The 20,828-nt window shown below is 65.6% G+C and carries 17 protein-coding genes; 6 read left to right on the forward strand and 11 right to left on the reverse strand.

What is annotated here, in order from left to right; translation table 11 throughout:
* Window positions 1–106 precede the first annotated feature (106 nt).
* The 3 genes from KHN93_RS11445 to ppsR all read right to left on the reverse strand — a co-directional run bounded on the left by KHN93_RS11445 (window position 107) and on the right by ppsR (window position 2,192).
* Entirely contained in the window at window positions 107–595 is a 489-nt protein-coding gene (locus tag KHN93_RS11445; RefSeq protein WP_211920136.1) for an NUDIX hydrolase, read from the reverse strand.
* 64 nt (window positions 596–659) lie between these two features.
* Window positions 660–1,169 carry a DUF1249 domain-containing protein gene (locus KHN93_RS11450; RefSeq protein ID WP_016904415.1) on the reverse strand — a complete coding sequence of 170 codons (510 nt, stop codon included), beginning with the start codon at window positions 1,167–1,169 and terminating at the stop codon, window positions 660–662.
* 201 nt (window positions 1,170–1,370) lie between these two features.
* A complete protein-coding gene (ppsR, locus tag KHN93_RS11455; RefSeq protein ID WP_024939184.1) occupies window positions 1,371–2,192 on the reverse strand; it encodes a posphoenolpyruvate synthetase regulatory kinase/phosphorylase PpsR in 822 nt (273 codons plus the stop codon).
* A 142-nt stretch (window positions 2,193–2,334) separates the two neighbouring features.
* Between ppsR and ppsA the strand changes: the two genes are divergently transcribed.
* A complete protein-coding gene (gene ppsA / locus KHN93_RS11460; protein ID WP_211920138.1) occupies window positions 2,335–4,713 on the forward strand; it encodes a phosphoenolpyruvate synthase in 2,379 nt (792 codons plus the stop codon).
* A complete protein-coding gene (locus KHN93_RS11465) occupies window positions 4,713–5,678 on the forward strand; it encodes a mechanosensitive ion channel family protein (protein ID WP_211920140.1) in 966 nt (321 codons plus the stop codon). Before ppsA ends, KHN93_RS11465 begins: the two co-directional genes overlap by 1 nt.
* Window positions 5,679–5,874: 196 nt before the next feature.
* On the opposite strand, the gene orn is transcribed toward KHN93_RS11465, so the two are convergent.
* From orn to mntR, 3 genes are all read right to left on the reverse strand, one after another.
* Window positions 5,875–6,459: an oligoribonuclease gene (orn, locus tag KHN93_RS11470; RefSeq protein WP_211920142.1), complete on the reverse strand. Its 585-nt coding sequence runs from the start codon at window positions 6,457–6,459 to the stop codon at window positions 5,875–5,877.
* Window positions 6,460–6,529: 70 nt separating this feature from the next.
* Window positions 6,530–7,039, reverse strand: a complete 510-nt coding sequence (gene tadA, locus KHN93_RS11475; protein ID WP_425600180.1) for a tRNA adenosine(34) deaminase TadA — start codon at window positions 7,037–7,039, stop codon at window positions 6,530–6,532.
* A 2-nt stretch (window positions 7,040–7,041) separates the two neighbouring features.
* Entirely contained in the window at window positions 7,042–7,509 is a 468-nt protein-coding gene (mntR, locus tag KHN93_RS11480) for a manganese-binding transcriptional regulator MntR (RefSeq protein ID WP_024939187.1), read from the reverse strand.
* A gap of 144 nt (window positions 7,510–7,653) precedes the next feature.
* On the opposite strand from mntR, the gene KHN93_RS11485 reads away from it, so the two are divergent.
* Both KHN93_RS11485 and KHN93_RS11490 read left to right on the forward strand, forming a co-directional pair.
* Complete coding sequence (locus KHN93_RS11485) at window positions 7,654–9,000, forward strand: Nramp family divalent metal transporter (protein ID WP_104559614.1); 1,347 nt, start codon at window positions 7,654–7,656, stop codon at window positions 8,998–9,000.
* Between the two features lie 524 nt (window positions 9,001–9,524).
* A complete protein-coding gene (locus tag KHN93_RS11490; RefSeq protein ID WP_104559768.1) occupies window positions 9,525–10,349 on the forward strand; it encodes an alpha/beta fold hydrolase in 825 nt (274 codons plus the stop codon).
* A gap of 664 nt (window positions 10,350–11,013) precedes the next feature.
* Here KHN93_RS11490 and KHN93_RS11495 read toward each other — a convergent pair.
* The 5 genes from KHN93_RS11495 to KHN93_RS11515 form a co-directional block, all read right to left on the reverse strand.
* The gene (locus KHN93_RS11495; RefSeq protein ID WP_211920146.1) at window positions 11,014–12,642 is read right to left on the reverse strand and encodes an MFS transporter; all 1,629 of its coding nucleotides are present in this window, start codon (window positions 12,640–12,642) and stop codon (window positions 11,014–11,016) included.
* 85 nt (window positions 12,643–12,727) lie between these two features.
* Window positions 12,728–14,569 (reverse strand): amidohydrolase, encoded by a 1,842-nt coding sequence (locus KHN93_RS11500; protein ID WP_212579639.1) that lies wholly within the window; start codon window positions 14,567–14,569, stop codon window positions 12,728–12,730.
* A gap of 113 nt (window positions 14,570–14,682) precedes the next feature.
* Window positions 14,683–15,120, reverse strand: a complete 438-nt coding sequence (locus tag KHN93_RS11505; RefSeq protein WP_211920148.1) for a DoxX family protein — start codon at window positions 15,118–15,120, stop codon at window positions 14,683–14,685.
* On the reverse strand, window positions 15,117–15,773 hold the full coding sequence (locus tag KHN93_RS11510) for a hydrolase (protein WP_039521767.1): 657 nt from the start codon (window positions 15,771–15,773) through the stop codon (window positions 15,117–15,119). Before KHN93_RS11510 ends, KHN93_RS11505 begins: the two co-directional genes overlap by 4 nt.
* A complete protein-coding gene (locus tag KHN93_RS11515) occupies window positions 15,770–16,243 on the reverse strand; it encodes a helix-turn-helix transcriptional regulator (protein WP_047128765.1) in 474 nt (157 codons plus the stop codon). The genes KHN93_RS11510 and KHN93_RS11515 overlap by 4 nt, the downstream gene beginning before the upstream one ends.
* A 529-nt stretch (window positions 16,244–16,772) precedes the next feature.
* On the opposite strand from KHN93_RS11515, the gene KHN93_RS11520 reads away from it, so the two are divergent.
* Window positions 16,773–19,799, forward strand: a complete 3,027-nt coding sequence (locus tag KHN93_RS11520; protein ID WP_329832719.1) for a sensor histidine kinase — start codon at window positions 16,773–16,775, stop codon at window positions 19,797–19,799.
* Window positions 19,792–20,433, forward strand: a complete 642-nt coding sequence (locus KHN93_RS11525) for a response regulator (protein WP_039521772.1) — start codon at window positions 19,792–19,794, stop codon at window positions 20,431–20,433. Before KHN93_RS11520 ends, KHN93_RS11525 begins: the two co-directional genes overlap by 8 nt.
* Window positions 20,434–20,828: the final 395 nt, after the last annotated feature.

Consider the following 20,828-nt stretch of genomic DNA (forward strand, 5'->3'; position numbering starts at 1 on the left):
CCATGGAGAATGGAGACGACACGCAAGTCCGGCACTACGGTGACCGCGCCAGACAGCAGCAACAGCCGCGCTCGCCCGGGCGTCTGCGCACTCCCTTAATCCCCGCTCAGATGCGCGAATACGTCCACGACTGCATGCGCCCGTCGCGATACGGCATCACACCGTGAAACGGACGCGGGTCGCCATCGAAGACCAGTGGCAGGAAATTGCGGTCGCCTTCCCACATTGGCACCTGGTCCATGCGGTCGATCGCCACCCATTCCAGCGTGCCTTCCGGGTTGGAGGCCTGCGGCTTGCCTTCGAAGCTGCGGATCAGGAATACGAAGCCCAGCCAGTCCTCGCCATGCTTGCCAAAGCCCGGCCAGCTGATGGTGCCGCGCAGTTGCATGTCGCCGCACTCCACGCCGGCCTCTTCGCGGATCTCGCGGCGCATGCCGGCCAGCACGTCTTCGTCCGGTTCCACCTTGCCGCCGAGCCCGTTGTACTTGCCCAGGTGCTGATCGCCGGGGCGGGCATTGCGATGGATCATCAACACCTGTGTGCCGTCGGGCGACAACAGGTAGCCGAGCGTGGCGACGATGGGGGTATAGGGCATGGCGGGCGAGCTGGAATCGAGCGCATCAGTATGACCGATGCTGTGCAGGCGGCGTGGCGCAGCCTCAGCCGACCGCAGCCTGCGAGCCCGGGCGCGGTGGCGCGACGTAGTCGGTATCCAGACGCAAGGTAGCCACGCCATGGCCGCGCTCGGCCAGATAGTCCAGCCACTTGCCCAGGAACGTGTTCATGCGCATGCGGTGGCTGATCAGCTCGGCCGGCGGTGGGAACATGCCCATCACGTCCTGCCAGCGACGGCCGACATAGCAATGGGTGGTCTCGGCCTGGCGCGCATCGCGGTACAGGCGTACATAGGCCGACGGGTCAGGCTCGCCTGTCACCGGATCGCACAGGTCGTAGGTCAGCCGCAACTCGACCGTGTAGCGGTGGCACTCGATCACGTCCAGACGCAGGTCCAGGCCATCGCCGATCGACGAGACATAGGAGCCGGGAGCGAGGTCGGCCGGTGCGAACAGCCGGGTCAGATGCTGGAAGTTTTCTGCGTACAAGCCCATCAGCCAGCCGAACCGGCTCAACTTGGGGATGCGTTCGAGTTTACTCAGTGCTTGCGCCATGAACCGATCCTACACGCTGCGCTGCCGCACGGGCAGCATTGACGACCGGCCACCGGCAGGCCTACCTTGGCGGAGCCCTGCCCCGCCCGCTTTTATTTCCTCAGACGCTTGCCGACCGGCCGTGACACGTCATGGCAGCTCCGGATCGTGAATACGCTACGCGCGTCTCCAGTCCCCAATCCCGCCAACCAGTCCCCCGCCTCAAAACATCTCGCGCTGCAGCCCCAGCGTGGACAACACCTTGCTGGAAATTTCCTCGATCGAGGTATTGGTGGTGCTCAAGGTCGGAATGCGCTCCATCTGGAACATGCGCTCGGCGGTGGCCACCTCGCGCCGGCAGGTCTCTGCCGCGCTGTAGCGGGAATTGGCGCGCCGCTCCTGGCGGATCTGCTGCAACCGCTCCGGGTCGATGGTCAGGCCGAACAACTTGCTGCGGTAATTGCGCAGGCGCGGCGGCAGGCGTTCGTTTTCCAGATCTTCCTCGGTCAACGGATAGTTGGCGGCGCGGATGCCGTAATGCAATGCCAGGTAGATGCAGGTCGGCGTCTTGCCGGCGCGCGACACCGCCACCAGGATCACGTCGGCCTCGTCGTAATTGAGTGCGATACCGTCATCGTGGCTCAGCGCGAAGTTCATCGCGTTGATGCGGCGGTGATAGGTCTCGAAGTCCACCATGCCGTGCGCACGGCCCACGCGTGAATGCCGCGGCGCATTGAGCTCGCGCTCCAGCGGCTCGATGAAGGGCGCGAACACGTCCAGCATCAAGGCGCCACTTTCGGCCAGGATCATGCTCAGCTGGGGATCGACGCAGGAATTGACCACCACCGGGCGCACCTGGTACCGCTCGCCTGCCGCGCGCACCCGCAGCGCCGCATCGCGCGCTTTTTCTGCATCATCAATGAACGACATGCGGTCGGTGACGAAGTTGAATCCACTGAACTGCGTGAGCAGGCTATGCCCAATCGTTTCAGCGGTGATACCGGTTCCATCGGAGACGTAGAACACCGGTCGAATTGTTGACATCAAGACCACCTCTTTGAACTGGTGTCCAAAACTTACGGGTTCATGCTTGTGCAGATTCCGCTGTGCACTGCATCATAGCGGCTTCTTCCTACGGACGCGGCCATCCAGCCCGCTCGGGCGATGGCCATACGGAGCATCGCGCTTGAACGAGAATATCCTGTGGTTGCATGAGCTACGCCTGGCCGATCTGGCCCGCGTAGGTGGTAAGAATTCCTCGCTCGGCGAGATGATCGGCAACCTGGCCGGGCTTGGCGTTTCGGTTCCCGGTGGATATGCGACCACTGCCGAGGCTTTCAAGGACTTCATCGCCCATAACGATCTGTCCAAGCGCATCTTCGACAAGCTGGCAACGCTGGATGTCGAAGACGTGTCTGCCCTCACCGTTGCCGGCAAGGAAATCCGCGGCTGGGTGATCGATGCTCCGCTGCAGCCGGAACTGGACCGCGATATCCGCACCGCGTACGCACAGCTGTGTGCGGAAAACGGTGGTGGCGAAGTCGCCGTGGCGGTGCGTTCGTCGGCCACTGCCGAAGATCTGCCCGATGCCTCGTTCGCTGGCCAGCAGGAGACCTTCCTCAACGTGACCGGTGCCGACGATGTCGTGCACAAGGTCAAGGAAGTGTTCGCCAGCCTCTATAACGATCGCGCAATCGCCTACCGCGTGCATCATGGCTTCAAGCACGAAGACGTGTTCCTGTCGGCCGGCGTGCAGTTGATGGTGCGCTCGGGCGTCGGTGCGGCCGGCGTGCTGTTCACGCTGGACACCGAATCGGGCTTCCGCGACGTGGTGTTCGTCACCTCCAGCTTCGGTCTGGGCGAGATGGTCGTGCAAGGCGCGGTCAACCCGGACGAGTTCTACGTCTACAAGCCCACGCTGACCGCAGGCAAACCGGCGATCCTGCGCCGCTCGCTCGGCAGCAAGGCGATCCGCATGGTCTACTCAGATGTGCCCGGCGAACGCGTACGCACCGAAGACACGCCGGTGGAACTGCGCAGCACCTTCTCGATCAGCGACGAAGACGTGCAGGAGCTTTCCAAGCAGGCGCTGGTGATCGAAAAGCATTACGGCCGCCCGATGGATATCGAGTGGGCCAAGGACGGTGTCAGCGGCAAGCTGTTCATCGTGCAGGCGCGTCCGGAAACGGTGAAGTCGCGCAGCCATGCCACCCAGATCGAGCGTTTCTCGCTGGAAGCCAAGGACGCCAAGATCCTGGTCGAAGGGCGTGCGGTAGGCGCCAAGATCGGCAGCGGCGTGGCACGCGTGGTGCGCTCGCTGGACGACATGAATCGCGTGCAGGCCGGCGATGTATTGATCGCCGACATGACCGATCCCGATTGGGAGCCGGTGATGAAGCGTGCCTCGGCCATCGTCACCAATCGCGGCGGCCGCACCTGCCATGCGGCGATCATCGCGCGCGAACTCGGCGTGCCGGCCGTGGTCGGCTCGGGCAACGCCACCGATGTGATCAGCGACGGTCAGGAAGTGACGGTGAGCTGCGCCGAAGGCGATACCGGCTTCATCTACGACGGCCTGCTGCCGTTCGAGCGCACCACCACCGACCTGGGCAACATGCCGCCTGCCCCGCTCAAGATCATGATGAACGTGGCCAACCCGGAGCGCGCGTTCGACTTCGGCCAGTTGCCCAACGCCGGCATCGGCCTGGCGCGTCTGGAAATGATCATCGCCGCGCATATCGGCATCCATCCCAACGCGCTGCTGGAATACGACAAGCAGGATGCTGACGTCCGCAAGAAGATCGACGCCAAGACCGCCGGCTACGGCGACCCGGTAAGCTTCTACGTCAATCGCCTGGCCGAGGGCATCGCGACGCTAACCGCCTCGGTGGCACCGAATACGGTGATCGTGCGCCTGTCGGACTTCAAGTCCAACGAGTACGCCAACCTGATCGGCGGCTCGCGTTACGAACCGCATGAAGAGAACCCGATGATCGGCTTCCGTGGCGCCAGCCGCTACGTCGATCCGTCCTTCACCAAGGCCTTCTCGCTGGAGTGCAAGGCGGTGCTGAAGGTGCGCAACGAGATGGGCCTGGACAACCTCTGGGTGATGATCCCGTTCGTGCGCACGCTGGAAGAAGGCCGCAAGGTGATCGAGGTGCTGGAGCGGAACGGGCTCAAGCAGGGCGAAAACGGCCTGAAGATCATCATGATGTGCGAGCTGCCGTCCAATGCGCTGCTGGCCGACGAGTTCCTGGAGATCTTCGACGGCTTCTCGATCGGCTCCAACGACCTGACCCAGCTGACCCTGGGCCTGGACCGCGACTCGTCGATCGTGGCGCATCTGTTCGACGAGCGGAACCCGGCGGTCAAGAAGCTGCTGTCGATGGCGATCAAGTCGGCGCGCGCCAAGGGCAAGTACGTGGGCATCTGCGGCCAGGGGCCGTCCGATCACCCGGAACTGGCCGAGTGGCTAATGCAGGAAGGGATCGAGTCGGTATCGCTGAATCCTGACACCGTGGTCGACACCTGGCTGCGTCTGGCCAAGTTGAAGAGCGAGAGCTGATGGGTATATTGGGTGCGGTGTTGGCGGCGGCTGCGGGAGCAGTCGCCGCAAGGCCGGTGGCGGCCAAGACGGCGGAGCCGGCGTTCAACTGGGCCAATATTCCGTGGGCGCAATATGCGCTCAACTGGGGGCTGGCCCTGCTGATCGTGGTGGTCGGCATGTGGCTGGCCAAGCAGCTCAGCCAGTGGCTGCACCGTGCGCTGACCCGCGCGCGCATCGAGATCACGCTGACCAACTTCCTGCGCAACGTGTTGTATGCGTTGCTGCTGGTGCTGGTGTTCGTGAGCGCGCTGAGCAAGATCGGCGTGCCGCCGACCTCGCTGATCGCGGTGCTGGGTGCGGCCGGCCTGGCGGTCGGTCTGGCGTTGAAGGACTCGCTGTCCAATATCGCTGCAGGCGTGATGCTGATCGTGCTGCGGCCGATGCGCGATGGCGACCATGTGGTGATTGCCGGCCAAGAAGGCATCGTCGACGAGATCCGGATCTTCCAGACCCGGATCCGCTCGTTCGACGAGCGCATGATCACCCTGCCCAACAGCACCATTACCACCTCGCCGATCGTCAACTACAGCACCCTGCCCAACCGGCGCCTGGAAGTGACCGTGGGCGTGGGCTACGGCGACGATCTGAAGAAAGCCCAGCAGCTGTTGCTGCAGATCGCCAAGGACAATCCGAACCTCCTTCAGTCGCCGGCACCGTTCGTGCAGGTCACCAACCTGGGCGAAAGCACGGTGGATCTGATGTTGTTCGCATATGCGACCAACGGCAATTTCGGCGCGGCCAAGAGCACCACGCTGGAACAGATCCGCAACCAGTTGCTGGAAAACGGGCTCAACATCCCGTATCCGCAGCGCGACCTGCACGTGTATCACCACGATGCCGACGGCAAGCCGATCTCCGACCTGCTGCTGAAAGGCATCGCCGACGACGGCGACCTAAGCAAGGGTCCGCCGCTGGCGCGCTGATGCACTGAATCGCTTGATGGAAAAGCAAAAGGCCGCATCGAACGATGCGGCCTTTTTTATTGGATGCGTTGCAACCATGTGGCTTCTTGCCTGCCTGGTCGTCAGCAAACGTTACCGGACGTACGCCTGCGCGTGGTCCGCAACTGGGCGCCGTCGATCAACACCCCAATAGCGTGCAACGACGTCGTGCCAGCGCTCAGGCCAGTACGTCGGCGTGGGAATCGCCGCCCAGCGCGCCCATGAACTGGCGGTAGTGGCGCAGCTCGTCGATCGAATCGCGCACATCGCTCAACGCGGTGTGGGCCGAGCTCTTGGCAAAACCATTGGCCACCGTCGGCGCCCAACGCCGTGCCAGCTCCTTGATGGTGGACACGTCCAGGTTGCGGTAGTGGAAGTAGCGCTCCAGGCGCGACATCTGGCGGTGCAGGAAGCGGCGGTCCTGGCAGATCGAATTGCCGCACATCGGCGAAGCGCCGGCGCGAATCCACTCGCTCAGGAAGGCCACCGTCTGCGCCTCGGCCTGGGCATGGGTGACCTGGCTATCGAGTACGCGCTGCCACAGCCCCGAACGGCGGTGCTGATTGCGGTTCCACTCGTCCATGGCTTCAAGCGTCGCCAGCGGGTGGGCGATGGCCAGCTCCGGCCCTTCGGCAAGCACGTTCAACTGCGCATCGGTCACGATGGTGGCGATCTCGATGATGGAATCGCGATCGGTATCCAGGCCGGTCATTTCCAGATCGATCCAGATCAGTCGGTCGTTGCCTGCAAGGGTGTCTGCCATGTCGCCGTCCTGTGGAGGGCCGTCGCCGGCCGGATGCTGAAGGGCGCGCATCATACCGCGGCCGCGCCGCTCAGGGCGCGAGGGGCGGCTTGCCGCGCTTGGCCCTGAAGTAATTGGTTAGCCGCAGGCCGGCCTCGGCGGCCAGCACGCCACCGCTGACCTGCACGCGGTGGTTGTGGCGCGGGTCGGCGGGCAGATCGAATACGCTGCCGCAGGCGCCGGTCTTGGGGTCGCTGGCGGCGAACACCACCCGCGCGATGCGTGCGTGGATCATCGCCATCGCGCACATCGCGCACGGCTCCAGCGTGACATACAGCGTGCAGCCGATCAGCCGGTGGTTGGCCAGGCGGCGGCCGCCTTCGCGCATGGCCATGATCTCGGCATGCGCGCTGGGATCGTGGCTGGCGATATTGAAGTTCCAGCCCTCGCCCAGCACGGTGCCCCCGGCATCGACCAGCAGCGCACCGACCGGGATCTCGTCAAAGTCGCGTTCGGCACGTTCGGCCAGTTGCAGGGCGCGTTGCATCCACTGTTGGTCGATCAGCGCCTGCGCCGTGTCTACCGACGTTTCTACCGGCATGCTCACGCGGCGCTGCCGCCCTGGCGATCCAGGAAGGCGGCGAACGCGGCCACGGTGGCTTCGCTGACATGGTGCTCGATGCCTTCGGCGTCGCGGCGCGCAGTGGCCTCGTCGATGCCCAGGGCGAGCAGGAAGCGTTCGACGATCTGATGGCGCTGCCGGCTGGACGCCGCCAGCGCCTCGCCGGCCGGGGTCAGGAAAACACCGCGATACGGGCGCTGCACCACCCAGCCGTCGCGCACCAGACGCTTGAGCATCTTGGCCACGGTCGGCTGCGCCACGCCCAGGCGCGCGGCGATATCGACCTGACGCGCCTCGCCGCCGTCGACCAACAGGTCGGAGATCAGCTCCACATAGTCCTCGACCAGCTCGGCGCGGCGCGCTTCGCGCACCTGACGGAAGCTCTCCATATGCACCTGTGCGTCGATCAGCGCCGGCGCGGCTGCTTCCAGCTTTTCGCTCTTGCCCACCCTCATCCCCGTCATCACGTCCGGCGCCAGTACCGGGATGCGTAGTTTGAAGCACGCAGCCGATCATTACGATTTAAATTGCCAATGCTCAACAGCATAGCCCTTGCTATATCATCGGCGTGAATCCCTGCCAGCCTGCGCCGCATGTCCGTCGATCTCCGTCCTCACCCGACCTCGCCCCTCCCCTTGCCGGCCGCGGCCCATGGCGGGTTGGGCGATCACCACGCCAGCGTCGCCGTACCCAAGGGCGGGCACTGGTGGTTCCGGCTGCTGGCGTTTCTGGGCCCGGGCTACATGGTGTCGGTCGGGTACATGGACCCGGGCAACTGGGCCACCGACCTGGCCGGCGGCTCGCAGTTCGGCTATCTGCTGCTGTCGGTGATCCTGCTGTCCAACCTGATGGCGATCGTGCTGCAGAGCCTGTCGGCACGGCTGGGCATCGCGACCGGACTGGACCTGGCGCAGGCCTGCCGGGCGCGTTACCCGCGCGGGGTGAATCTGGCGCTGTGGGGCATCTGCGAACTGGCGATCATCGCCTGCGATCTGGCCGAGGTGATCGGCACCGCCATTGCGTTGAAGCTGTTGTTCGGCATTCCGCTGACCGTGGGCGCCATCATCACCGCGGTGGACGTGGTGCTGGTGCTGTTGCTGATGAACCGCGGTTTCCGCGCGCTGGAAGCGTTCGTGATCGCGCTGCTGTTGATCATCTTCGTCTGCTTCGGCATCCAGATCGCGCTGGCGGCACCGCCGATCGCCGCCGTGCTGGGCGGCTTCATTCCGCATGCGCAGGTGGTCACCGACCCGCGCGCGCTGTATCTGGCGATCGGCATCATCGGTGCGACGGTGATGCCGCATAACCTGTACCTGCATTCGTCGATCGTGCAGACACGTGCGTATCCGCGTACCGATGCGGGCCGCAAATCGGCGCTGCGCTGGGCGGTAACCGACAGCACCGTGGCATTGATGTTCGCGCTGTTCATCAATGCCTCGATCCTGATCCTGGCGGCGGCGGTATTCCATGCGCAGGGCCGCACCGATGTGCAGGAAATCGAACAGGCCCACGCCCTGCTCGCGCCGATGCTGGGCGTGGGCCTGGCCTCGACGCTGTTTGCAGTGGCGCTGCTGGCCTCCGGCGTCAATTCCACCGTCACCGCCACGCTGGCCGGGCAGATCGTGATGGAAGGCTTTCTGCAACTGCGCTTGCCGCCGTGGCTGCGCCGCCTGCTGACGCGTGGCATCGCCATCGTGCCGGTGGTGATCGTGACCTGGTTGTATGGCGAGGCCGGTACCGCGCGGCTCCTGGTGCTCAGCCAGGTGGTGCTGTCGATGCAGCTGCCATTCGCGGTGATCCCGCTGGTGCGCTTCGTGTCGGATCGTGAGTTGATGGGCGCGCTGGTGGCACCGCCGTGGCTGGTGCGCATTGCCTGGGTCATCGCGGCGGTGATCGTCGGCTTGAACCTGAAGCTGCTGTGGGATACCGCACTGCAGTGAGTGGCGAGCACAACCGGCGTGGTCGATGCGATGCGGCAGCTGCGTGCGCTGCAGAGCCAGGCAGCGATGCACGGAGGGACGTTGATCGGCGCTGCATTGCGTTCGTGCGAGCTGGATGCCCGGATGATCCATCACGGCGCATCGACTGCAGCGAACGAGCTGATCCGCAACGCTGGGGATAACTGCCGTAGAGCGCACGCAGATGCAATCTGCGGTGCGACGCAGGCGGTCTACTGCTCGCATGCACCGGCACGCCCGTGGCCTGCGTCGCACTGCGTGGCGCGGGCCCATGCAAGCACGATGCGTATCGCATCGTGCCATCGCCGGGCTGCATGCCCCTCGCCCCAGGAGTGTTTATGGATCCGTTCGAGGCGCATCCGGCCGACGCCGGACGCCGCAGCTTTCTCATCACCGGCACGGTCGCCGTAGCAGCGTTGTCGCTGCCCGCGTTCGCCACTGCCGCACCTCCCGCACGCGCCCCCGCCACCACCCCACCCCACTCGTCCACTCACGGAGTCAACCCGATGTCCAATTTCGTCAAACGCCCCGACGGCGCCAATATCTTCTACAAGGATTGGGGCAAGGGCCAGCCGGTCGTCTTCGCACATGGTTGGCCGCTCAGCGGCGATGCCTGGGACCCGCAAATGCTGTTCATGGGCCAGCACGGCTACCGCGTGATCGCACACGATCGCCGCAGCCATGGCCGCTCGTCGCAGACCTGGGACGGTAACGACATGGACACCTATGCGGACGATCTGGCTGCAGTGATCGACGCGCTGGACCTGAAGGACGCGATCCTGGTCGGCCATTCCACCGGCGGTGGCGAAGTGGCGCATTACGTTGGCCGCCATGGCAGCAAGCGTGTGGCCAAGGTGGTACTGGTCGGCGCGGTGCCGCCGCAGATGGTCAAGAGCCCATCCAATCCGGGCGGCCTGCCGATGAGCGTGTTCGACGGCATCCGCGATGGCGTTGCCAAGGACCGTTCGCAGTTCTATCAGGACCTGACCACGCCGTTCTTCGGTGCCAACCGTGACGGCAACAAGGTCACCCAGGGCATGCGCGATGCGTTCTGGCTGCAGGGCATGCTGGGCGGTCACAAGGGTCAGTACGACTGCATCAAGGAATTCTCCGAGGTCGATTACACCGCCGACCTGAAGAAGATCGACGTGCCGGCGCTGGTGGTGCATGGCGACGACGACCAGATCGTGCCGATCGATGCATCGGGCAAGTTGTCGGCCAAGATCATCAGCAACGCCGAACTGAAGATCTACCCCGGCGCGCCGCACGGGTTGACCATTACCCATGCCGATCAGTTCAACCAGGATCTGCTGGCCTTCGCCAAGCGCTGATTCTTGCTTCACTGCGTAAGACAAAGGCCGGCTCGTGAGAGCCGGCCTTTTGTTTTGGTGCGCGTTGCTTTGCTGCGCGCAGATCCGTTGTGATCAGGCTGGCGGCCTCAGCGTCGATAAGCCTGTTGCCAGTGGCGCCCCAATGCGCCTCCTGCAGGCGAGCTTGCGGACCCAAGACGTGCGCGCAAAGATGCCGAAACAGCAAGCGGGATGGCGACGGTGCACCTTCGCAGCGTGGTCGCGACCCCGCGCAACGGACCAGCTTCAGGCATGGACCGGCCAGCCACAGGTGAGCACAGCAACCAGTGCCCTCAAGAAACCACCACGCAGCACGACCACCGGCAACGCGATGCTCAGCCATGGCGGTGCCAGCAATGGCAGGTCAGGCAGTCGCAGCCAATGTCGATCGGCAGCGCAAGCGATACGCCGACCGCTGAAGGACACGTGCGCTGCCCTGGCTGACCGTATGGCCGATCGGGCGCAGCTAGCAGGCGGGTTGCGCCCGGCCCGGTTGGCCAAAGGGCGCTCCAGCCCTGGGTCTGCGCAGGCCGGTTGTCAGCGCCGGCAACCGGCCTCACGCACGGCAGGCGCGGCCGACCTGGCAGCAGAAAGCGACATCGATTTCAGCGCCGGGCCGATCGGGAGCGTCACGCTGATGAAGTTCTCAGATATCGGCATGCGCGTGCGGCGGCACCGCCACACCGCCGCCACCGACGAAGTGGCGGACCACCGGCGCGCGCTCGCCTTGATGCAGGGCGCGGATCTGCTCCTGCAGCTGGCGGTCGTCGCCGGTGACGCGCTCGTGCTGACGCAGATGTTCCAGCCACGAGGCGACGATGAAGTATTCCAGTTGCACGCCGGGTGTTGCCGCGTCTTCGGCGATACCCCAGACCACCGCACCATCACGACGCCGCGCGTTGCCCAGTTGCGTCATCAGCTGCAGGAAAGTTACGCGCGCATCGGCAGCGATGCGATATTCGACCGTCACCAGCACCGGGCCGCGATCGTGTTCGACCGCATCCGATTGCGCCGGCACGGGCCAATGTCCGCCAGGGGCGAGGTCCAGCTGTTCGGTGCCGGCAATGCGCGCGCGCTTGACCAGCAGCGCCGCGATCACCGCGCCAACGGCGGCAATCTGCAGGGCTGTCGCGATCGAGGTGCGTTGCGCCAACGCGCCCCAGACCAGCGAGCCGGCCGCCATACCCGCAGAAAACACCACGATATACAGCGACAATGCGCGTGCGCGCACCCAGGCAGGCACCGCCGTTTGCGCGGCGATCTGCAAGGACGACAGCACGGTGATCCAGGCCAGGCCGTTGACCACCATCACCACGCACAGCACTCCGATCTGACGCGACAATGCCAGCCCCAGCAATGAGGCTGCGCACACGATGGTGGCCACGAACACCAGTAGGTCGCGGTCGTAGCGCGCACGCAGGCGTGGCAACAGCAGCGCGCCACTGATCGCACCGATGCCGATGCAGCCCAACAACACGCCATAACTGCCGGCACCCAACTGCATGTCGCGCCGGACCACCAACGGCAGCAATGCGGTCAACGCGCTGGCGAACAGGAAGAACCCGGCGGCCTTGATCAGCACCGCCTGCAAGCGTCCGGCGCGTGCGGCGTAGCGCAGACCGGCACGCAGGCCCGCGCCGAAGCTCTCCGGCGGCAATACAGAGACATGCGCATCGCGACGCCAACACCACAACACCAGCAGCATCAGCCCGAAGGTCACGCCATTGAGCAAAAATGCCCACGGCGGCCCGAATTGCGCCACGATCAAACCGCCAACCGCCGGGCCGATCGAGCGGGCGATGTTCATGCCGATCGAATTGAGCGCTACCGCCGAGGCCAGCATCGGCCGCGGCACCAGCTCCGACACGATTGCCGCCTGCGCAGGCATCGCCATTGCCGCGCCCATGCCCATCGCAAAGGTCAATGCCACCAGTACCCACGGGGTTAGCAACTGCAGATGCGATAGCAAGGCCAAGGCTGCGGCCACCAGCAACATCCAGCCCTGGGTGAGCATCAGGTAGCGGCGGCGGTCAACGATGTCGGCCAGCGTGCCGGCCACCAGTGCGAACAACACCACCGGCAAGGTGGTGGCCGACTGCACCGCCGCCACCATCAACGGCGAGCCCGTCCGTTCGGCCATCACCCAGGACGCGGCGACATCGTTGATCCAGGTGCCGATGTTGCTGCCTAAGATGGCCAGCCATAAGGCACGAAAGATCGGCTCGCGCAGCGGCGCCCTGGCACCGCTATCGGCGGGTGCGGCAGAAGAAGTCATCGCGGCAAGGCTCCAGTGGACGGGGTGAAACAAACAAGGTGACGGGCCAGGATGCGCCGGCAGGCGCATCGCTGTGGTGCCGATCTCAGAACGCGAAACACGCGCAACCCAATGCGCCCCAGAAGCCGCGCAGATCATCGCTGGGCGCAGCATGCTGCGCTGCATGTCCATGCGGCCCGTGCGCGCGACAGCCATGGCCATGCGTGTGCGTGGCACTGGCAAGCCCGCTGACCGTACCACCCACGTGATAGCCGCCGAACCGGTTGACCGGCGACCAGTCCGGCATCGCCGGCGGCAAGGTGGGCGCCAATGCGGCGAAGTCGCCATCGCCATGGACGACGCGCCCACCCAGCACGGGCAGCACGCTGGTGATGTCGGCAATGGCGGCATCGTCGACGCGAAAGTAATCGTCGGACAACACGATGAAATCGGCCAGTTGCCCCGCCGCCAGCGTGCCCTTGTGGCCCTCATCGCCAGAGAACCACGCGCTGCCCTGCGTCCACAGCCGCAGCGCCTGCTCACGGTCGAGCAGGTTCTCTTCGCCGTACAACGCCAGACCGCCCACCGTGCGTCCGGTGACCAGCCACGACAGCGCCACCCACGGGTTGTAACTGGCCACGCGCGTCGCATCGGTGCCGGCGCCCACCGGCACGCCGGCGGCCAACATGCGGCGCACCGGTGGCGTATGCCGCGCAGCCTGTACGCCGTAGCGCTCGACAAACGCTTCGCCTTGATACGCCATGCGGTGCTGCACGGCGATGCCGCCGCTCAAGGCGCGAATGCGGTCGATATTGCGGGGCGTGATGGTTTCGGCGTGATCGACGAACCAATGCAGGCCATCGAACGGAATGTCGGCATTGACCTTTTCGTACACATCGAGAATGCGTCCGATGCTTTCGTCGTAGGTGGCATGGATACGGAATGGCCAACGCTTCTCGACCAGCAACCGCACCACCTGCTCCAGCTCGGGCTCCAGTCCCGGCGGCAGCTCCGGGCGCGGCTCGCTGAACTGCTCGAAATCCGCCGCCGAAAACACCAGCATTTCGCCGGCGCCGTTGTGCCGCAGCAGATCGTCGCCCTTGCGCACCGGCAGCATCTCGGTCCAGCCGCGGAAGTCGTCGACTTCCTTGCCCTTGTTCTGGGTGAACAGGTTGTAGGCGATGCGCACGCTCAACTGGTCGGCCGCGTGCAACTGTTCGATGACTTGGTAGTCCTCCGGATAATTCTGGAAACCGCCGCCGGCATCGATCACCGAGGTGATCCCCAGCCGGTTGAGTTCGCGCATGAAATGGCGTGTGGAATTGGCCTGATACTCCAACGGCAGTCGCGGGCCCTTGGCCAGGCTGGTGTAGAGAATCAGGGCATTGGGCTTGGCCAGCAGCAAGCCTGTGGGATTGCCCAGCTTGTCGCGCTCGATGCGCCCGCCGGGCGGATCGGCAGTGGCCTTGTCGTAGCCACAGGCGCGCAAGGCCGCGCGGTTCAGCAGGGCGCGGTCGTACAGATGCAGCAAAAATACCGGTGTATCCGGTGCGATGGCATTGATCTCGTCCAGGGTCGGCAAGCGTTTTTCGACGAACTGATGCGCGGTGAATCCGCCGACCACACGCACCCATTGCGGCGCTGGGGTGCGGTCGACCTGCGCCTTCAACATCGCCATCGCATCGGCAAGCGAGCGCACGCCATCCCAGCGCAGCTCCAGGTTGTAGTTGAGCCCGCCGCGAATCAGATGGGTGTGGCTGTCATTGAGGCCGGGCAACAGGCGTCGGCCTTGCGCATCGATGCTGCGGGCGCCAGCTGCCAGCGCCATGATCTGCGCATCGTTGCCCACCGCCACGATGCGTCCATCGGTCACTGCAATGGCGGTGGCGCTGGGCTGACGTGGATCGAGGGTGGTGATGCGTGCGTTGCGAACGACCAGATCGACCATCGGAGACTTCCTTGAAGCAGACGAAGCGCCGGGCAAGGCGCCCAACGCAAGACCGGCGGCGGCGGCCTGCATCCACAGGCGCCGCCCGGCATCGTGATCATTCGGTACGCCGCTCATGCCGCACCACGCCTGCGCAGCCCATCCAGCGACCATGCGCCACCGCCAGCGGCAACCAGCCCCAGCAACACCAGCAGCCACATCAGCGGGTATTCCATCCCGCCGTGCATCCAGAACCAGCCCTTGGGCACGGCCACCACGACGGTGGTGGCGATGAACACCGCCGCCAGTGCAGCACTGACGCGCGTCCACAGACCCAGTAACACCGCCAGCCCCGAGAGCGTCTGCACCAAGGCCAGCAGCAACGGCAAGGGTTGCGCAAACGGAAAGCCGAATTGCTGTAATTCAGCGGCAAATCCAGCCAGCCCCGGCCCACCAAACCATCCCAGCAACTTGCCCAGGCCATGCGGCAACAGGAAACCGCCGCCGGCAATGCGCAGCATCAGCAATGCCGCTGCAAGGCCGGCGTTGCCACGTGGTGCCGATGCGTTCAATGCCCGCCTTCCTGCGCGCCGAACATGGTCTTGGCGTACTGAATGCCGATGCCGTAGCCGCCCGCATGCGCACGCGCGATGCCGGTGGTGAGGTCATAGGTGTCGCTGCGTGCCCAGTCGCGCTGCAGTTCCAGCAGGTACTGCACGCTGGTGATGGGCGCGGCTCCGGCCTGCACCATCCGCGTCACCGCGCGCTCGTGCGCTTCGTCGCTGACATCGCCGCAGGCATCGGTGATGACGTAGACCTCGAACCCCTGCTCGACCGCCGACAGCGTCGGGCCGACGATGCAGACGCTGGTCCACAGCCCGGCAATCACCAGACGCTGCTTGCCTATGGCGTTGACGCGATCGATCACACCCTGGTCTTCCCAGGCATTCATGCTGGTGCGATCAAGCACCGGTTCGCCGGCAAAGATCTCCGGCAGCTCGGGAAACAGCGGGCCGGAGAACGACTTCTCTGCAACGGTGGTCAAGATCACCGGCACCTTGAAGCCTTTGGCGCCCTTGGCAATCAGCGACACGTTGTTGCGCAGCGCCGAGATGTCGATGGTATGCGTGGCGAACGCCATCTGCGATTGATGGTCGATCAGGATCAGCGCGTGATCACCGGGCGACAACAGGGACTTACCGGGGACGGCGGTGGCGGTGGTCATGCGTGATGCTCCAGGGAGGATGAAAAAGAACCAGCGATGTGCCGATGCGCACGCGGCTGGGGGCGCGCGGCGCAGGGATCGTTCGCCACTTGCGCGGCAAAGCGCGCCGGCGTGCAGCCGGTGGCGTTGCGGAAGCTGCGGACGAAATGGCTTTGATCGAAGAAGCACAGATCGGTGGCGATCTGGCTGATGGTGTGGCCGCCCTCGCGCAGCATGGCCTGGGCGCGTTCGAGGCGACGACGACGCAGATACTCCATCGGGCTGGCGCCCAGCGCATCGCGAAACACGCGCGCAAAATGGAAGCGGCTCATGCAGGCGGCGCCGGCCAGTTGCGTCACGCCGATGGGCTCATACAGATGCGTGTCGATGTACTGCAGCGCTCTGGCCACGGCACGTGCGCGCGGGGCGTACAGTGCGTTGGTGTTGCCTGCATGCAGATCGGGGCGACCGGCGGCAGTCAGACGTGCCATGTGGCGTCTCCGGCGGGGAATGGCGCCATGGTGGGGCGAACCTGCCGATCACCCCACCCCTGATGGTGAGGCCGATCGCTCACTCTTTCGGGTGAGCAGCCCGCGTGCTGCCACAAGCAAGCATGGGATCGCATGGGTGCATCGCCATGGCATGCACCGCGCATGCACGCCGATGCAGCGGCGATACCGCGCCGTTGTTCCTGTCGCGCTTTGCAGTGTCCAAGCCGACACCCGCACCACACGAAAAAACAAGCGGACGCCAGCGCACGACTGGCACGCTACAACGCGGCGTCATTACTGCTGCAGCCAACCGATGGCATCCAGCTCGGCGCACACTGCATCGCAGCGACACGCACGCATCCCACGCAACATGCCGGTCCATGCGTAGCCGATTTCCTGCCCGACCTGCCTCCCCCGAAAGAGGTGGTGGTGCTTGGCCCCGATCTCGCCCGACAATGCTGCAATGCCGCGCGAGCCCCCCATCCGATTCCACCTGCTCTGGCCCCTGTGCGCGGCGGTGATCGTTGTGATGTGCAGTTGCGGGTGGCCGTGCAATCCGGTGTACGCCCAAGGCATCGCCGCAACGCGTGCGGGGCTGCTGCAATTCCACCACACCGCCTGGAGCACCGAACGCGGCGCACCGGCCGATATCTGGGATATCCAGCAAGCCGAGGCCGGGCCATTGTGGCTGGCGACCGGATTTGGCCTGTTTCAGTTCGATGGCGACCGTTTCGCGCGGCAGGCGGCGCCGGATGGCGAGGCCTATGCATCGCACAACATGACCACGCTTGCGCTGGCGCCGGACGATACCGCCTGGATCGGCTACTTCAACGCCGGCATCGATCGCGTTGCCGACGGTCACCTGACGCACTTCAGCCCGGGCAAGGACGTGCCCGCCGGCATGGTGTTCCGCATTGAGCACGACGGCAGTGGGCGGTGGTGGGCCGCCATCGATGGCGGTTTGTGCTGGTTCGACGGGCAACGCTGGCAGCGTGCAGGCGCCGACTGGGGCTACACCGCCGAGCGCGCGCATTGGCTGCTGCGCGATGTGCGCGGCACGCTCTGGGTCAGCGACGGTACCCAGATTCTGTCGTTGCGGCCCGGCGCCAAACGCTTCGAACCCAGCGGCCAGCAGGTGGGTCTCTACGTCACCATGGCCGAAAGTCCGGGCGGAGCGATCTGGGTCGCAGACCCGTACCGCGGCGTGTTTGCGTTGACCGATGCGCAGGGCCACGTGCTGCCCGCCACGGCCCGTGCCCGGCTGCAATTTCCCGGGCTGTTCGCGCGGCGCATCCGGTTCATGCGCGATGGCGCGCTATGGGGCAGCGACTACGCGGCGCATGGCCTGTTCCGGATCGCCTTGCCCACATCGCCCACGCCGGTGCTGGAACGCTTCGGAACCGTACAAGGCCTGACCTCGGCCACTGCCGGCCCCTTGCTCGAAGACCGCGAAGGCAATCTGTGGGCCGGCACCAATCTGGGCCTCAACCGGTTCCGACATCGCGCGTTGCTGCCGTTGGCGTCCTTGCTGCCGGGCCAGGCGATGGCCGTGGCGACCTTCAATCCCGCCCCGGGCACCGCCGCACGCCCGCTCCTGGCAAGCCTGCGCGATGGCCGGCTGCTGGCCTTGAGCCGCGATCGCGTAGAAGGTTTGCAGCATGGTGCGTCCCACCACATCCTGGATGTGCCGGCGACCGCCAATGGCTGGGTGCTTGGCGAGCACGCCTTGCTACGTCTGCAGGTCGGCCGCGTGCAATCGGTGGCGCTGCCGCTCGGCCTGGCGACCGGCGCCATCCGCGCCTTCGTCGTGGACAACCGCAACCATCCCTGGATCTGCCCGGATGCCGGCGGCCCTTACGCTTTCGACGGCAACGCCTGGCAGCCGCTGCCCGATCTGCAGGACATCCCGTGCACGGTGCTCGCCAATACGCGCGATGGCGGCCTGTGGGTGGGCACCATCAAGGGCGATGCGCGCCTGCTGCAGGGCCGGCAGGTGACGCGCTACAGCGCAGAAGATGGCCTGTCGGTGGGGCCGATCACCGCCATCTGGCAAGGCCCGTCGCTCATGCTGGTCGCCGGCGAAACCGGGCTGGCAGCGCTGGGTGCCGACGGCCGGTTCCGGCAAGTGGCCGATCAGACCAATCCGCTCCTGCAGGGCATCACCGGCATCGTGCAGGACCGGCACGGCACGCTGTGGTTGAACGGCAACCGCGGCGTGGTGCAGATCGCTCAACGTGCGCTGCTACAGAGCGTGCAATCGGGCGTGGTCAGCCCGGCGCTGCGCCTGTACGACATCATGGACGGGTTGCCCGGTGTCGCCCAGCAGGCCACACCGGTCCCCACGGCCATCGCCGCCGACGACGGCCTGTTGTGGTTCACCACCAACCAGGGCCTGGCCTGGCTGGACCCGGAACAGACCTACCGCAACCCCACCGCGCCGGAGGTCTTCATCACCGACGTGGTCGCCGACGACCGTCCCTACCCGCGCACCGCCGGGCTGCGCCTGCCCAAGTGGACGCACCGCCTGCGCATCGGCTACGACGCCGTGAGCCTGACCCGGCCCGAACGCGTGCGCTTCCGCTACCGGCTGGAGGGCGTGGACGCGCACTGGCAGGACGCCGGCAACCGTAACGAGGCGTTCTATACCAACCTCGCGCCCGGCCGTTACCGCTTCCGCATTGCCGCCGCCAACAACGATGGCGTGTGGAACTCGCGCGGCGACACGCTGGATTTCGTCATCGAAGCGGCCTTCGTGCAAACCTGGCAATTCAAGGTGTGCGTTGCGCTCGCCCTGCTGCTGACGCTTGCGATGCTGTGGCGCATGCGCACCCGGCGTATTGCCGGACGCCTGCGTGCACGCCTGGAAGAGCGCTACCGCGAACGCGAACGCATCGCGCGCGAGTTGCACGACACCTTGTTGCAGGGCACGCAAGGCCTGATCCTGCGGCTGCATGCCGCCAGCCGCTCGTTGCCGCAGGACGACCCGCGGCGGCTGGAGCTCGAACAGGCGGTCGACCTGGCCGAGAATGCGCTGGTCGAAGGCCGCGACCGCGTCAACGGCCTGCGCGACAGTTATTCGCTGCGCCAGGATCTGGCCGCCGCACTGCAGCGCGCACGCGAGGCCACCATGCCACCGCCGTCTGCCGAACTGCAGGTGTCGGTCGAAGGACGCCCGGTGGCGCTGCGTCCGATGGTGGCCGACGAAGTGTTCCAGCTTGGCCGCGAAGCATTGGCCAATGCCGATCGCCATTCAGGCGCCGCGCGCATCGCGCTGGAACTGCGTTACGGTTCACGTGACTTCGTGCTGCGCATCCGCGACGATGGCTGCGGCCTGGATCCGGACGTGCTGCATGGGCATGCACGCACCGGCCACTGGGGGCTGACCGGCATGCAGGAACGCGCCAAACGCATCGGCGCCAAGATGCAGTTGTGGTCGCGTCCAGGCAGCGGCACCGCAATCCAGATCACGCTTCCGGCCCGCACCGCCTATGCGACGCCACCGCGCTGGTGGTGGCGATTTCGACCTGCACGATCCACGGAGAGCTCCAATGGCTGAGATGGTCAAACCGACCGACGTGCTGGTGGTAGACGATCATCCGCTGCTGCGCGACGGTCTCAGTGCCATGCTCGCCGCCGAACACGACATGCGGGTGGTCGGCGAAGCCGAAGACGGCGAACAGGCCGTGGCCTGCTACGCCAGCCTGCGCCCGGACGTGGTGCTGATGGATCTGCAGATGCCGCGCGTGGATGGCGTCGAAGCCATCCAGCGCATCCGCCGTGTCGACCCCGCCGCCAAGGTCATCGTGTTGACCACCTATACAGGCGATGTGCGTGCGGTGCGCGCACTGCAGGCCGGCGCCTGCGGCTATCTGCTCAAGAGCGCGCTGCGCCGCGAGCTGGTCGACACCATTCGCGACGTGCGCCGCGGCCAGCGGCGGCATGTTCCGGCGTCGGTGGCCGAAAACATCGCCGCCCACGTGCTCGACGACGCGCTATCCGCCCGCGAGACGGAGGTACTGAGCCTGGTGGCCACCGGATGCTCCAATAAGCAGATCGGCAATGCCTTGAGCATTTCCGAAGAGACGGTCAAGGCGCATATGAAGAACATCCTGGGCAAGCTCGGCGTGCGCGATCGCACCCATGCGGTCACCGTTGCCCTGCGCCGGGGAATCCTGTCGCTGGAAACCTGAGCCACCTGCGACCAGGCCGATCGCAAGCGTAGGTCGCTCTTCAAACACCGCTGCATACGGTCATCGCGGTAGCGCGGCAACGGCAGGCGTGACACAAAGACGCCACCGCGCGCATCGGCCGGCTCACCGACGGCGCCGCGATGGATCGCCCCTGGAGGGCTAGCCGATCTTGCCGGCCACCGCGCCCGCCAGCCCGAACTCTGTAAGCCGGTCCACCATTCTTGAACCCAAGGCGTACGATGCGATCGAGGCGCACTGTCAAATCGATCGGCTTGAGCTATCGTATGCACCGCCAGCGGCGTGGGGGCCGCTTCAGCATCATGTGCAACAGCCGATAACGGCTAGGTCCGACCGCTGCCGGGGGGCTGCGACGGCGTTCGATTCAATCACTAAAC

The sequence above is a fragment of the Xanthomonas arboricola pv. juglandis genome, from assembly GCF_905367715.1.
Lineage (GTDB): Bacteria > Pseudomonadota > Gammaproteobacteria > Xanthomonadales > Xanthomonadaceae > Xanthomonas > Xanthomonas arboricola.